Annotated in this window: 10 protein-coding genes; 4 read left to right on the top strand and 6 right to left on the bottom strand. The window is 54.0% G+C overall.

Annotated elements, in window-relative coordinates; all coding sequences use genetic code 11:
- The first annotated feature begins 225 nt into the window (after positions 1 to 225).
- Genes ACYQ8U_RS01820 through lpdA form a run of 3 tightly spaced genes read left to right on the top strand, consistent with a single transcriptional unit; the run spans position 226 to position 5783 of the window.
- Positions 226 to 3048, top strand: a complete 2823-nt coding sequence (locus ACYQ8U_RS01820) for a 2-oxoglutarate dehydrogenase E1 component (protein WP_459943803.1) — start codon at positions 226 to 228, stop codon at positions 3046 to 3048.
- Between the two features lie 36 nt (positions 3049 to 3084).
- Positions 3085 to 4383, top strand: coding sequence for a 2-oxoglutarate dehydrogenase complex dihydrolipoyllysine-residue succinyltransferase (odhB, locus tag ACYQ8U_RS01815; protein WP_459943802.1), 1299 nt, complete (start codon positions 3085 to 3087; stop codon positions 4381 to 4383).
- A 2-nt stretch (positions 4384 to 4385) separates the two neighbouring features.
- The gene (gene lpdA / locus ACYQ8U_RS01810) at positions 4386 to 5783 is read left to right on the top strand and encodes a dihydrolipoyl dehydrogenase (protein WP_459943801.1); all 1398 of its coding nucleotides are present in this window, start codon (positions 4386 to 4388) and stop codon (positions 5781 to 5783) included.
- Between the two features lie 180 nt (positions 5784 to 5963).
- Here lpdA and ACYQ8U_RS01805 read toward each other — a convergent pair whose 3' ends face one another.
- The gene (locus ACYQ8U_RS01805) at positions 5964 to 6176 is read right to left on the bottom strand and encodes a hypothetical protein (protein ID WP_459943800.1); all 213 of its coding nucleotides are present in this window, start codon (positions 6174 to 6176) and stop codon (positions 5964 to 5966) included.
- A 337-nt stretch (positions 6177 to 6513) separates the two neighbouring features.
- The gene (locus ACYQ8U_RS01800) at positions 6514 to 8400 is read right to left on the bottom strand and encodes a GNAT family N-acetyltransferase (protein ID WP_459943799.1); all 1887 of its coding nucleotides are present in this window, start codon (positions 8398 to 8400) and stop codon (positions 6514 to 6516) included.
- Positions 8401 to 8678: 278 nt separating this feature from the next.
- Here ACYQ8U_RS01800 and ACYQ8U_RS01795 point away from each other — a divergent pair, with 278 nt between their 5' ends.
- Positions 8679 to 10037: a serine/threonine protein kinase gene (locus ACYQ8U_RS01795; RefSeq protein ID WP_459943798.1), complete on the top strand. Its 1359-nt coding sequence runs from the start codon at positions 8679 to 8681 to the stop codon at positions 10035 to 10037.
- 49 nt (positions 10038 to 10086) lie between these two features.
- On the opposite strand, the gene ACYQ8U_RS01790 is transcribed toward ACYQ8U_RS01795, so the two are convergent.
- The 4 genes from ACYQ8U_RS01790 to ACYQ8U_RS01775 form a co-directional block, all read right to left on the bottom strand.
- A complete protein-coding gene (locus ACYQ8U_RS01790) occupies positions 10087 to 11175 on the bottom strand; it encodes a transglycosylase SLT domain-containing protein (protein ID WP_459943797.1) in 1089 nt (362 codons plus the stop codon).
- A 307-nt stretch (positions 11176 to 11482) separates the two neighbouring features.
- Positions 11483 to 12292, bottom strand: coding sequence for an MBL fold metallo-hydrolase (locus ACYQ8U_RS01785; protein ID WP_459943796.1), 810 nt, complete (start codon positions 12290 to 12292; stop codon positions 11483 to 11485).
- 58 nt (positions 12293 to 12350) lie between these two features.
- A complete protein-coding gene (locus ACYQ8U_RS01780; protein ID WP_459943795.1) occupies positions 12351 to 12548 on the bottom strand; it encodes a hypothetical protein in 198 nt (65 codons plus the stop codon).
- Positions 12549 to 12703: 155 nt separating this feature from the next.
- Positions 12704 to 13906: a molybdopterin molybdotransferase MoeA gene (locus tag ACYQ8U_RS01775; RefSeq protein WP_459943794.1), complete on the bottom strand. Its 1203-nt coding sequence runs from the start codon at positions 13904 to 13906 to the stop codon at positions 12704 to 12706.
- Positions 13907 to 14200 lie beyond the last annotated feature (294 nt).

The following is a 14200-nucleotide window of genomic DNA, read 5'->3' as shown; positions in this document are numbered from 1 at the left end:
TGCAAAAACACAGGGAATGCCTGATACAATGTGAAATTGAACGCGACGCTTGTGAGCTTGAGCAAGAAATTGATAGACCATGCGACATCGAAATGAAGACCTGCGAACGAGATTGTGATTTCGACTACGGCCCATAAGTGCAGTGATTCTATATAATCAAATTCAAGGAACCAGGATTTTTGCTTAAGTTTCGACCTTCATCTTTAACGGGGAGAAGCAGGGCAGATGAATGGTACATCGACAAGTTTTGACAATGTCCGCTACCTGGAGGACATCTGGCGGAGCTATCAGGAGGACACCGCATCGGTGTCTTCCCAATGGCGCGCCTATTTCGCGGAACTTGAAGCTGAAGGGCAGCCCCCGGCTGATATTTCTTCACGAATTGCCATGGGGCATGAACAGCTCCATCAAGGTTTTGGCCCGGGCGGCAAGATCTGCGCCGGCTGCGGCCGCGCCGAGGCCATGTCGTTTCTGCAGTACAATGTCAGTCTTCTGGTCAGGAATTATCGGGTCCGGGGACATCTCCTGGCCAAATTCAATCCGCTCGGCAACCCGCGCACCTTTCTGCCGGAACTTGACCCCAAATATTACGGCATGTCCGACGAGGATCTCGACCTGCTGTTCAATTTTGGTCATATTTCCGGACAACAGGCGATGCCGCTACGAGAAATCCTTCAGATACTCCAGGAGACCTATACCGGATTTATCGGCGTTCAATTCATGCATATCGATGCCCTGCACGAACGGGAATGGCTGCAGCAGCGGATGGAATCGAGCAGAAACAGGAGTAAACTTTCTAAAAAACAGCAGGTCAGGATACTGGAGCGGCTGACCGATGCAGTGGTCTTTGAAAGCTTTATCCAGAAGAAATTCATCGGGGCCAAATCGTTTTCGCTGGAGGGCGCCGAAACTCTCATCCCTCTTCTCGATCAGGCGATCGAAAAGGCGGTTGACCAGGGGGTGAGTCATATCGTTATCGGCATGGCTCATCGAGGCCGGCTCAATGTGCTTGCCAATATCATGGACAAACACCCTCGGACCATTTTCGAAGAGTTCCAGGATACAGATGCCGAAACCAACGTCGGTCGCGGCGATGTGAAATACCACAAGGGATATCATCGGGATTACCGCACCAGGGATGGCAAGAAGGTCATTCTGGATCTCTCCTTTAATCCCAGTCATCTCGAATTCGTCGGGCCGGTGGCCCAGGGAGCCCTGAAGGCAAGTCAGGTCAAGCGGGCGGAGCAAGACCTCGTCAAAGGCCTGTTGATTCTCATCCATGGAGACGCCTCGATGGCTGGGGAAGGCATCGTCCAGGAAACCCTCAATTTAAGCGGGTTACCCGGCTTTTCGGTTGGCGGGACCCTGCATCTGGTGGTCAACAATCAGATCGGTTTCACTACCCTGCCGGCCGAAGGACGATCGACTACCTATGCAAGCGATGTGGCGAAAATGCTCCAGCCCCCTATCTTTCACGTGAATGGCGAGGTGCCCCATGCGGTGGCGCAGTGTCTTGAGCTGGCGCTCGATTTTCGCCGGCAATTTCAACGTGACGTGGTTCTCGATATGTACTGTTATCGCCGGCGGGGACATAACGAGGGGGACGAACCCAGGTTTACCCAGCCGGTTATGTATAATGCGATAGAAAAACGGCCGACGGTTCGGGTGAGTTATATGGAACATCTGGTCTCGCTTGGCGAACTACGGGAAGAGGAGGCGGAGGCCATCCGGAACACTCGTGAACAGTATTTAGAGGAGGAATACGGCAAGGTTGGGGATTCGGTGTCGGATGGCTGGGCTCCCTCGAGTCTGTTCACCCCTCCCCATGGGCCCTATGTCGGTGGTGTCGATGCGCTGGTCGAGGAGGTGGAGACCAAAGTATCTCTGGCAACGCTGCGGAAACTGGGAGAAAAATTGGTCAGGATTCCTCCTGATTTTAACGTTCATCGTAAGATTGGTAAGTTACTCAAGTCACGGGGAGAGATGTATGCGGACAAGACCCCGCTGGACTGGGGCGCAGCCGAAGCCCTGGCCTTTGCCACGCTGATCGCGGAACAGGTGCCGGTACGCCTTTGCGGGCAGGACAGTCAACGGGGGACCTTCAGCCACCGGCACAGCGTTCTCCATGATATTGAAAACGGCTCGATCTACATGCCTCTTACCGCAAGCCTTGCCCCATTAGATTCACCACAGGCGAGAATCGACATAATCAACAGTCCGCTGACCGAGGGAGCCGTTCTGGGATTTGAGTATGGCTACTCGACTGCCTTTCCGGAATCACTGGTCATCTGGGAAGCGCAGTTCGGCGATTTTGCCAATGCGGCCCAGGTTTACATCGACCAGTTCATCAGCTCCGGCGAGACCAAATGGAACCTGCTGTCCGGCCTGGTACTACTCCTGCCCCACGGCCTGGAAGGAACCGGGCCGGAGCATGCCAGTGCCCGGCTGGAACGCTATCTTGCCAATGCCGCGACGGATAATTATCAGGTGGTGAACCCAACCGAGCCGGCCCAGATCTTCCATCTCTTGCGACGGCAGGTGCTGCGCCGCATACGAAAACCGCTTATTGTCATGTCGCCCAAAAGCCTGCTGCGGCATGCCGAGGCGGTGTCGCCGTTAATCAGTCTCGCCGAAGGCTCTTTCAGAAAGATCATTGCCGATGAGACGGTGGTGGCCGGCGATGTCGAACGGATTCTTCTGTGCACCGGTAAAATCTATTATGATCTCGTCAGAGAGCGAAAGGAGAGGAAACTCACTTCTGTTGCCATCGTGCGGATCGAACAGCTCTATCCCCTGGCCGAAGAGACCCTGGCGTTGGCCCTGGCGAAATATCCGAGGAATATCCCTCTGCACTGGGTTCAGGAGGAGCCGCTCAATATGGGCGCCTATCCCTTTATCCGCCTCCGTTTTGGCGATTTTCTCAGTCGCTACTGGTCGTTTGACAAGGTGGGACGACCGATCTCCGCAACACCGGCCACAGGATCGGCATCCAGCCATAAGCTGGAACAGGCAAGGTTGTTCAAAGCGGTTTTTGATCAATCGGCGTAACTTTTTCTCAACCTGAAGAACTCTTAACCGGGAGACATGATGATTGTTGAAATTAAGGTGCCCGAGCTCGGGGAGTCGATTAACGAAGTTGAAATCGGCGAATGGCTTGTCGAGGTCGGCGATCGGGTGCGCGCCGACGATGAGATCGTTGCCCTGGAGTCGGAGAAGGCGACGGTGGAGGTTCCCGCTCCAGCGGGAGGATCCCTGGTGAAGATCCTCAAGCAGCAGGGAGAATCGGCGGCCATCGGCGAGATCATCGGCCATATCGAAACGGCCGGGGACGGAGACGAGGAGGCTGCGCCGACAGCGAAGCCGGACGAAAAAGATGATGCTGTTACGGGAGATTCCGACGCGGAACAAAGAGAGCCCAGGGAACGGTTGCGGGAAGATGCCCCGGCCGACTCCGGTGAAAAAGGAGAAGAGGCATCCGCAGAGGAAACACCGAAAGTCATGCCTGCCGCCGCCAGGGTGCTGGCCCAGCACGATATCGCGCCGGAGACGGTACAGCCAACCGGCCCGGGTGGACGGATACTCAAGGAGGATGCCCTGCGGGCGGTGGACGACAGAGCCTCCGCCGGGAAAAAAGGCGAAAAACAACCACCGTCCGGCCGTCAGCCGGAAGGAGAGGCGGCCGGACAACGGGAGCACCGGGTTGCCATGACGCCGATTCGCCGAACCATTGCCGCCAGGCTTGTCGATGCCCAGCAGAATATGGCCCTGCTCACCACCTTCAATGAAGCGGACATGACCGAGGTGAAAAGCACCAGGACTGTTTTTGGTCGGGAATTTGAGGCGAAACACGGTGTGAAACTGGGGTTCATGTCGTTTTTTGTTAAAGCGGCGGTCGCCGCCCTGAACGATTTTCCTCTGGTCAATGCCAGGATAGACGGCAAGGATATTGTCTATCACGACAATTGTGATATCGGTGTTGCCATCGGTGGGGGTAAGGGACTGGTCGTACCGATACTGCGCCGGGCCGAGCGGATGAGCTTTGCCGGGATCGAAAAAAAAATCGGCGAGTTGGCGGAGAAGGCCAAAGAGAACAGCCTGACCATGGATGAGCTCCAGGGCGGCACCTTCACCATCAGCAATGGCGGAATTTACGGGTCGATGCTGTCGACGCCGATAGTCAATCCTCCGCAAAGCGCCATTCTGGGACTCCATGCGATAACCGACCGACCGGTGGCGATCGACGGGGAAATACGGATCAGGCCGATAATGTACCTGGCACTGTCCTACGATCATCGAATAATCGACGGCCGGGAGGCGGTCAGCTTTCTAAAGAGCATCAAAGCGCGGATCGAAGAGCCGCGTAAACTTCTGCTGGAGATCTGATTATGGCAGCGGACAACCATGCTATCTATGACCTGGTGGTAATCGGTGCCGGCCCTGGTGGTTATGCCGCCGCCATTCGAGCGGCCCAGCTGGGCCTTCGGGTCGCCTGTGTGGAAAAGGGCGACACCCTTGGCGGGACCTGCCTGAATATGGGGTGCATCCCCAGCAAGGCGCTGCTCGAGTCGACCTGGAAGTATCACCAGTGTAAATTCACCATGCAGGCCCATGGCATTATTTTACCGGATGTCTCTTTTGATCTGGGGGCGATGATGCAGCGGAAGGATAAGGTCGTCGCCACCCTCACCGGAGGGCTGGAGCATCTTTTTAAGAAAAACAAGATTACCAGATTGTCGGGATCGGCCAGGCTGCTCGAAAACCACCGCGTCGAAGTGAGCGGAAAAAAGACCGAGACCGTGCAGGGCAAGGCAATTCTCATTGCTACCGGCAGCAGAGCAGCGGAGATTCCGGGAGTAAAAATCGATGGGGTCAAAGTCATTTCCAGTACCGAGGCGCTGTCTCTGACCGAGGTGCCTCGACAGCTGGTGGTGATTGGTGCCGGCGCCATCGGCCTGGAACTCGGCTCGGTGTGGCTTCGCCTGGGTGCCGAGGTGACGGTGGTCGAATCTTTAGATCGACTGCTTCCCACCATTGACCAGGCGATTGCCAAACAGGGCTTACGGTTGTTCAAAAAACAGGGGATGAAATTTCACTTCGGGGCAAAGGTGGAGGGCGTTGAGCAGAGCGATGTCGGCTGCCGGATCGCCATTGGTGATCATGAGCCTTTGATGGCGGATAAAGTACTCCTCGCCGTTGGTCGAAAGCCTTGCGTCGAAGGCCTGGGCCTGGAAGAACTGGGAATTGTAACTGGAAAAGGAGGCTTTATCGAGGTTGACTCCCACTGGCAAACCTCGCTCAAAGGGATATACGCCATCGGCGATGTGATCGGTGGCGCCATGCTGGCGCATAAGGCCTCGGAAGAAGGGATCGCCTGCGTCGAGCACCTTGTCTCCGGCTATGGTCAGGTCAATTACCGGACAATTCCCAGCATCGTCTATACTCACCCGGAAATTGCATCGGTCGGGAGGACAGAAGAATCGCTGGAAGATGAGGACGTTCCGTTCAAGTCCGGGCTCTGTTATTTCAAAGGTAACGGGCGGGCACTGGCCATCGACGATGCCGACGGCATGGTCAAGGTAATTGCCCATAAGGAGACCGACCGGATCCTCGGGGTGCATATTATCGGGCCGCAAGCGGGCGATCTGCTCGCCGAAGCGGTAGCCGCCATGGAGTTTGCCGCCAGCAGCGAGGATCTTCGCCGTACCTGCCACGCTCACCCGACCTTGTCGGAGGCGGTGCGCGAGGCAGCTCTCAATGTTGCAAACATTGCTCTTCACGGTTGATATTGTCGTAACCGCCGTTTCTTGGATGATCCGTCGCCCCCGGAGAATTCACATTTCCACATCCTCTTGAGCTGCAATCACGACTCGAACCAGTAAGAGATGGATTTATAAAGAGATGGATTTATAAATAGAAATTATTTTTTGACAAACTCTATTAATTCCGTCTATTAATTCCGTTCCTTACTCGATTTTAGTTGGATTACAGAGATGTTCAGCATCAGCAGATACACTGCCACATGTATCACAGGAGTATTGCATGGTTGAGAGTTTGCCGTCGCAAATCTCCACCGTCGGGATACCGCAGAATCTGCTGTCGAGTTTCTCGCTGGTTGGGTTGCAAAGGTCACTGTACTTATCCGCGGTCACGCCGCAGTTCTGACATGTATAAGTCATTGCCTGCCTCCTCTTATTATGCCGCATAATACACGGAAATTTTTCATTTTATTTCGGATTCCGCATCGAAACCCGCCCTTTAGCCTGGTACACGTATTTCTGTGTCGTGTACGCCGCGATGATCGGTATGTGTCCGCCCTCTTCTATAAAAAGAATAGTAATCATTCTTTCTTACTCTGCACAGCTTTCACCGAGGGGTTTTACAAAAGAGAAACATTGACCCACTCCCAGTTCATGGCAGGCGAGGCGGGATTCGAACCCGCGACCTTCGGCTTCGGGGGGATTACCTCTATAGTTTCGCGACCTCATAAATGGCGACCTGTGATGAGAATATATGTCACTGATCAGCCTCCGGCTCCTCGGCAAACTTGGCCTCCAGGTAGATCATCGTGCCTTGGGAAACCGCCTTTACCTCATAATTGAGGCTATTGAAAAGTTTGACCATCCGTTTGTTCTCTTTTGCCGTATAGGCAGTAAGACCCTTCATGCCGTTTCTCTTGGCCGCCTCGGCCAGTTTTTGAATAAGGATTGACGACAAGCCCTTTCCTTGCCAGTCCTTTTCAACGGAAAAGGCAATCTCGGCCATCTCGGTTTCCGGGTTGAGGTAGTACTCGCCGACGGCGAGGATCCGCTCATAACCGGACTGTCCCTCGACGGCGACGATGGTCATATCCTTGTGGTAATCGATGATAAAGGTGCGCTCGATCTGTTTACTGACAAAACTCTTTTTCTCGTGGAAAAACCTGGAGATAACATCAGTACTGTCCAGTCGGTAGTAATGCTCCTGGATGCCTCGCTCATCGGTCAGCTTCACCGGTCTGAAAGTGATCTTCTTGCGATCAACGATTCTTGTTTCCTCAAGCCCTAGAGGATAGACTGAGCGCATTTCCTCGCGCAGGGTTCGCTCCGGCCCGAGCAAGCCGAGTGACTTTGCCTCGTCGAATAACTGGTCGCGGAAATCGGGGTGGGCGATGGTGATCAGGGACAGGGCCCTTTCCTGGATACTCTTGCCGAAGAGATTGACCGAGCCGAACTCCGTCACCACGTACTGCACCTCGCTACGCGGCACGACCACCGCCTTGTTCTGCAGCATCGGCACGATACGGCTCTCTTTACCGTCATCTCTTGTCGAGGTGAGCATGAGGATCGACTTGCCCTTTTTCGACATCGCCGCCCCGCGGAAAAAATCGAGGATACCGGTGACGCCGGAAAAGTAGTTAAAGGGCAGTGCATCGGCGGCCACCTGGCCGGTCAGATCGATCTCCCGGGCGGTATTCATTGCCACCATTCTTCTGTTTTTGGCTATTTTCCGAGGATCATTGACATACTTGGAAGGATGAAATTCGATGGCGGTGTTGTGATCGAGCAGATCGTACAGATCCTGATTGCCGATGGCATTGCTGCAGATAATCTTGCCGTTGTTAAAGCCTTTTTTTCGGTTGGTCACCACGCCCATGGCCATAAGCTTCATGATCGTGTTCGTCACATACTGGGTATGAATGCCCAGATCGTTTTTGCCCAGCAACGCCTCGATATTGGCCTCGGACGTTCCCCCGAGCGACATCTGCATCGTTGACCCATCATCCACCAGCCGGGAGACATAACGGGCGATCTTTCCGGCGGATTTCACATCCGGATAGTGGCCGATCTCGATCAGGTTTTCATCATGCTCGACAAAATAATCGATATCATTGACATGGATCGAGCTCCTGCCCAGCACCCGCGGCATCTTGCTGTTCACCTGGGCGATAACCAGATCCGCGTCAGCCGCCGCCGATGCGGTTACATCAACGGAGATACCCAGGCTCATCCAGCCGAAATCATCCGGGGGAGAAACCTGGATGAGGGCAACCTGAATGGGCAGCATCTTCGATTTGATCAGCTTGTGGACATCGGAAAGATTGATGGGGGTGATAAAACGCAGATCGCCTTTGAAACTGTTCGAGTTGGCCGAGCCCAGATAAAAGGAGCGAATATTCAGATTCTGGGATTTCGATTTTTCGGCAATCTTCGACAGCGAGGTACTTTCCCCGCTGAACATTCGTACGATCTCGAGATCCGTGAAGGTAAGGCTGGCATCGGCCAGCCCTTTTACCAGCCTTTGCGGTTCACCGCACGACGAGCCGATAAAGATTCGCTGTCCTGAATGAATCTTGGCAATGGCGTCTTCAACAGACAGTTTGTTTCTCTGATAGTTATCCGCCCAATATCCTGACTCGCGCATCACATCACCCCTTTTCGAGATTTATATACCACTTGTCCCAGCCTGAAAGATGTCTCGGACAGGTTCCTAGGAAACAGTGAGTAAACTGTATTGGTTCCGGGGCCTTTAATCAAGCCTGCCTCCCTTCATCCTTTTCTATCGTAGTCTTTGCAAAATCGCACATTTCCTGCTTATTTCCTACATATTTCCATACACTCGGATAAAAACCATTTGCCTGCAGCATATTTATTCTGATAGGTTGCAGGAGACAACTCCCCCTCTCGGAAAAGGGTACAAGCGTGAAGACTCCCTTGGAAACAATACTGTTGTTCGGTCTGTCTGCTGCCGAAAAGACCCTTGTCAAACGGCTGGTGTCGTCATTTGCAATTGACCTGGTGCCGCTGTCCATCCGCACCATTCGTCATTTCGTCCACCACTTTCCCGAGAAAAAAATCTGCCTGATAATCATGCATGTCGATGCCAAACATCCTCGACCGGACCGGGTCATTCGACTGATCCGCGATTTTGTCGGCCCTTTCGTCCCCTTTCTCGTTCTGGTGCCGGAAGCAAAGGAGAAAGAGATCAAAAAATACCTCGATGCCGGTGCCGACGATTTCATGGAAATCCCCTTCAATGAGGATAGATTCGCCATAAGTTTCCTGATCCTGCTCGAGATGGGCCAGGCCGAAACCCGGCCACAGGCAAGAGCGCCGAGAGTACCCGGCGACGACGCGCAAGCCGACCGTGATGTCCTTGACCGGCAGGTGGGCTTCAACCGGCTGGTCGGTTATTTCCAGGAGGGTTTGAGCTACTTTGCCCCGAAATCTCTTATCAAGAGGGTGCGCACCGAAAAAATCTCCGACCGGTGGGAGCGGGTGCAACTCCTTGGCTCCGGCGGCTTCGGCGTGGTCTGGCTGGTGAAAGAAATCGGCAGCGGCAGGCTGGCGGTGGCAAAGACCCCCCACTCGGCGCAGATGAACATCAGGGTCCTGCGCTCGGCTGCCATCCTCAAGAGACTGGTGCACCACCCGAATATCGTCCAGTTGCTGGAAATCGTCAAGGACGGCGGTAAGTTTATTATGATTCAGGAATATGTCGAAGGTCCGACACTGCACCAGTTACTGGAACAGGGTATTTCCCCCCTGGACCGTGAGGCCATCTTCCTGCAGCTCGTCTCGGTCATTTCCTATGCCCATAAACATAAAATCCTGCACCGGGACATCAAACCGGAAAACATCATCATCAGCAAAAGCGGACGGCTCAAGCTGCTTGATTTCGGTATCGCCCGGGACCTTTCGTGGCAGAGTCCAGGCACGGGCTCCGAAGGCACCGTCAATTTTATGCCGCCGGAACAGTTCGAAGGACGAAGCTGCATCGCCAGCGACGTCTGGGCCCTGGGCGTCATACTGTACATCTTTGCCACCAATGCCGTGCCCTATTTCCAGCAGAACGACAAGTACCCTCTGGATATCGACACCACCGTTGAAAGCAGGGCGCCGCGCAAGATCAACCCCCAGCTCGATCCCAATCTTGAGCGCATCATCATGCGCTGCCTGCAAAAGAATCTGGAGCAGCGCTACCAGGATGCAACGGAACTGCTGGAAGATCTGCGGACCTCAGTGCCGCTGTTTGGTCGGGGGGAATTGCTGCCGAAGTAGGGATTTTTCGTCGCGGAACAGATCGAATCCGGCACGGCTGCCGGGCGTACTATTGCCCGGGAATGCCAAGCGCCTGAATTGCCATGGCATTTCTTCCTTCTTCATAGGCCAGCAGCCGGCCTTCTTTACGATCAATGCGAAAGGCCAGGGCATAGGAGAGGACGCGTATCGGGTAATCACGGGGAAGCCGCAGCAGGTAGGGCTGGATGGTGGTAAAATCCGTTACCCCATACTGCTGCATGATAAAGCGCAGGCCGCCGTTGGCCGGTCCGATATTATAGGCGAGAAGGCCGAGGAACAGGTCATTGTTCATCTCGGCAAGATAATGTCGCAGAGTGGCCGCACCGAGAAAGGCATTATAGCGAGGATCGGCCATTTCCCGGCTGCCTGTCGGAAAAAGTTTGTTAACATCCTTTATGACCACAGCCGGCACCCTGGTTATCTGGAAGAGACCATGACCGCCATCCTTACTTTTTCGCGGCATATAGGAAGATTCGGCGGCGGCAAGGCCCTTGAGCAGGTCGATGTCAATATCAAAGGCCGCTGCCGCCTCTTCGATGGCCTTGGCGTACTGTTCGGCCCGGCTGATCATTTTGCCTACCTGCGCAGTGTCATAACGACGATAGGCGGCATAGACCTGGTGGGCGAGGACGACACGACCAGCTTCTTCCTTGCCGCCAACCAGGGTGCGGTAAGAGCCGTAGGCACGAGTGAAAAGTCCCTGAGGAATAACACTGCTCACCAGGATGGTCAGGACGAGAACAATGGCCGGCGGAAGCAGCAGAGATCGGCTCTGCAGCCACCTGCGCAGTCTCTTCCAGACGAGCAGCAGGAACGAACCAACGACTATCAGGCCAAGTATTCCTCCGGCAAACGGCAGGAGGCTATTGAGAAAGTCGGTGCCGGAAAACCGGTTGGCGCAATAGCCCAGAAGCGCAATGGTGGCAGCCATGCCGATTAATGTCAGACCGAGACACTCCAGACTGAACAGCAAAAAATCTCGCAGCAGGGTGCTCTGCTGTTTTTTCTTTTTCTTACCACCGTTCTTTTTCCTCGAACTGGCCGGAGAGGCTTTCGCGCGGTTCGAGGGGGGGCGCCGTTTCGTTTTCGGCTTTGGCGATACTGATGGTTGGGCCATTCGACCAGGGAAATAGAGATTGTCACTTTAAGACAAACCGGCAGAAGGAATTCTGAAAAACCAGGCGGTTGGTCGGTAGCTGTTCAAGCCTTTCTTTTTTTATATTGAGCTGTCCTGAAGGCTCAGCAACCTTATTCGACGATGCTTTGATGGTCAATTACAATCTTTTCCGGAAGTGACTTTGGTTGAGGGAAATCGGCCGCATGTACCTCTTTTTCCATGACACGTTTGAGGGGAAGGGACATTCTGAAGTGTCAGCCTTGACAGGGCAGCCGGAGAATACTCCGGCTATCGGATCGACCGCGAGTCAGATGCTGATCTCCATGCCCGAATGTCCTTGGACGCAGTTAAACTCCGCCATCAGATGCGCATAGGCGCGGTCTCCCGTACAGTGGCAGGCAATGATTTTGTTGATATCAAACTGTTTCAGCTCGGTAATGACCTTTGTCAACTGCTCTTCCTGGGCATTGAGGAGATGCAGGCCACCGATCACGGTGTGTATCCTTTTCTCCCCAGTCAGCTCGGTAATATAGTGCAGCGTGTTGATGATGCCGGCATGGCAGCAGCCGATACAGACGACGAGCCCCTGTCCTGTCATGATCCAGAAGGCCATGTCGTCCCTGATCGGATCAGCCCTTTTCCCGTCCTGGTCAAAATAGAAGGCCCCGCCGGTTGTCTCAAAGTTGTTGGTCCGGGGGATTTCTCCGGTTATGCCGATACGATCGGTAATCTGTATCGGTTTAGTCACCCAATGGACCTTGTCCTCGGGAAGGCTGTTCACGCTGATCATCGCCTGAGGCACCATTTTCACCGGTTTGGCAATCCCTTCCCTGATGCTGTAGCGCGGCAGGAAGGCGGCAGCATGGCAATAGAGATGGATATGGTGTGGCGGGCGTAGAACGTCCGGCAGGCCGCCGGTATGATCATAATGGCCGTGGCTGAGGATCAACAGCTCGGTTTTGTCGAGCTCAACATGCATTGCCTGGGCATTATGCAGAAGCGCTGGACCCTGGCCGGTATCAAAGAGAATCTTTTTATTGTCGGCTTCAACCCACAGGGAAAAGCCGTGTTCCGCCAAAAGACCCGGGGCTGCGGCATTATCAACCAATATTTTCATTGTTACTTCAGGAATAGTCATGGCTTACACGGTATGATTCAGGTTTTGGTTTTGCAGGTTATTTAGCTTTGATTGCGTCGACCACCCTTACCACCGCCACCTCGGCCTTTGCCACCGCCGCTGCCATCTCGTCGGCCGACTCCCCCACCTCGCCCGAGCCCTCTACCGCCACCGCATCCGGCATTGTTGTTTTGATTTTCTGGTTGCTGATCTTGCCTGCAGTTATCGGGATTGGTGCACTTTCCTCTGCTGTCATTTTCTTGCGGCATGTTTCTTCCTCCAACAATTATTTTTTACTGCTTTGCCCGTTATATTGCAAACCTGAAAAAAGGCAATGTGTTGCCGATCACCACACTTGTTTTAAGTATATACACATAATCTGTGGCAAAATAAAGGGCGTAACAAATATAATTATCGAGAAAACAACCACGCCTCGGCCTGGCTCGCCTCATGTATCACCGTGGTGCCCTCGGGGATCTCAATCAGTCCATTCGCCGCGGCCATAGCCTCAAGTCTTCCCATACGGCGCAAGGGTACGGCGGTAACCACACCGTCTTCGCAGCTTACTCTGCCATACACCAACTGCGTCCAGTTTTCCTGGCCGATAAGTTCTTCCGTCACCAGCACCCGTCTTTTTTCCGGCAGGAAATCGCTCCATCCCATTAATCGACGGACTCCGGACAGGGCGAGCAAGAGCAGCGCCACATGGTTCGATGGCGGGCCGCCCGGCAGGTTAAAGATTATCGTCTTGCCGACCCGTCCCATACAGGCGCCCTTGCCGGGGCCTATGCGGACTCGATGAAAAATCTTCTCCATGCCGATCTGCTCCATGGCCCGCATGGTCAGGTCCTTGTCGCCGTCAAGGACGCCGCCACAGGTAATCAACAAATCAACCTGCCGCACCAGGTTCCCGAACTGCTCCTGCAGATGATCAAAGTTGTCACGCAGAATTATGGTCGAGGCAACTATCCCCAGCGCCCGCAGTTCCGCGGCCGCCGTTACCATATTACTCGCCGCCACCTTCCCTGGGGTGACAGGTTCACCGGGCCACACCAGCTCGCTGCCCGTTGCCGCTACGGCAATCTTAGGTCGTGTATAACAGGAAACCTCACGCAGGCCCGCTGCAGCCAGCAGACCAAGATGGGCAGGACCGAGCATACTGTCTTTGGCAAGTAATCTCTGGTCCTGCATAATATCACTGCTTTGGCGCAAGATATTCCTGCCGGGCCGGGCATCGGCACTGATCGTCACCGTATCGCCATTGACCTCTGCAAATTCCGAGGCCAGCACCGATGTTGCCCCACGGGGGAGAGGAGCGCCGGTCATAATACGAACTGCTGTTCCTGATGTAACGCGAAATATATCCACATCATCCCCAGCCGAAACGGCACCGATAACCTTGAGTGTCACACTGTTGCCCGGCGACGCATCGGTGATGTCCTCGGCAACAACGGCAAAACCATCCTTGAGCGAGGAATCAACGCTGGGGCAGTTTGCGGCAGCATGAACGTTTTCAGCACAAACCAGGCCAAGAGCTTGGTCAAGGGGAAGACGAACCGGCGGCAGCGGGTGAAGCTTGCCGATTAACGTATGTGCCTGGTGCAGAGAAATCATGACAGTACCATTATCGCCAAATACTGGCTTTATATATTGTTTTCATTGAAAATAATTTCTTTAATTATCCTTCTTACACTACCCCTATCCTGCAAGCCATGATGTACCCTCCGACCTTCATCGTCATATTGATAGGCATTATAAGCCAATCGCCGACGGAATACTACCCGTGCGACTGAAGGTAGTAGAAATTTCATGCCTCAGCAGCAGGAGATACGGTATTTCAAAGGGACAACGGAGATGACATGGAATTGCAGAAATATGATCAAGATCTCTAAGGATTATTTTAGGCAT

The sequence above is a fragment of the Desulfocastanea catecholica genome (assembly GCF_054657295.1).
This window is presented reverse-complemented; position numbering and strand designations above follow the sequence as displayed.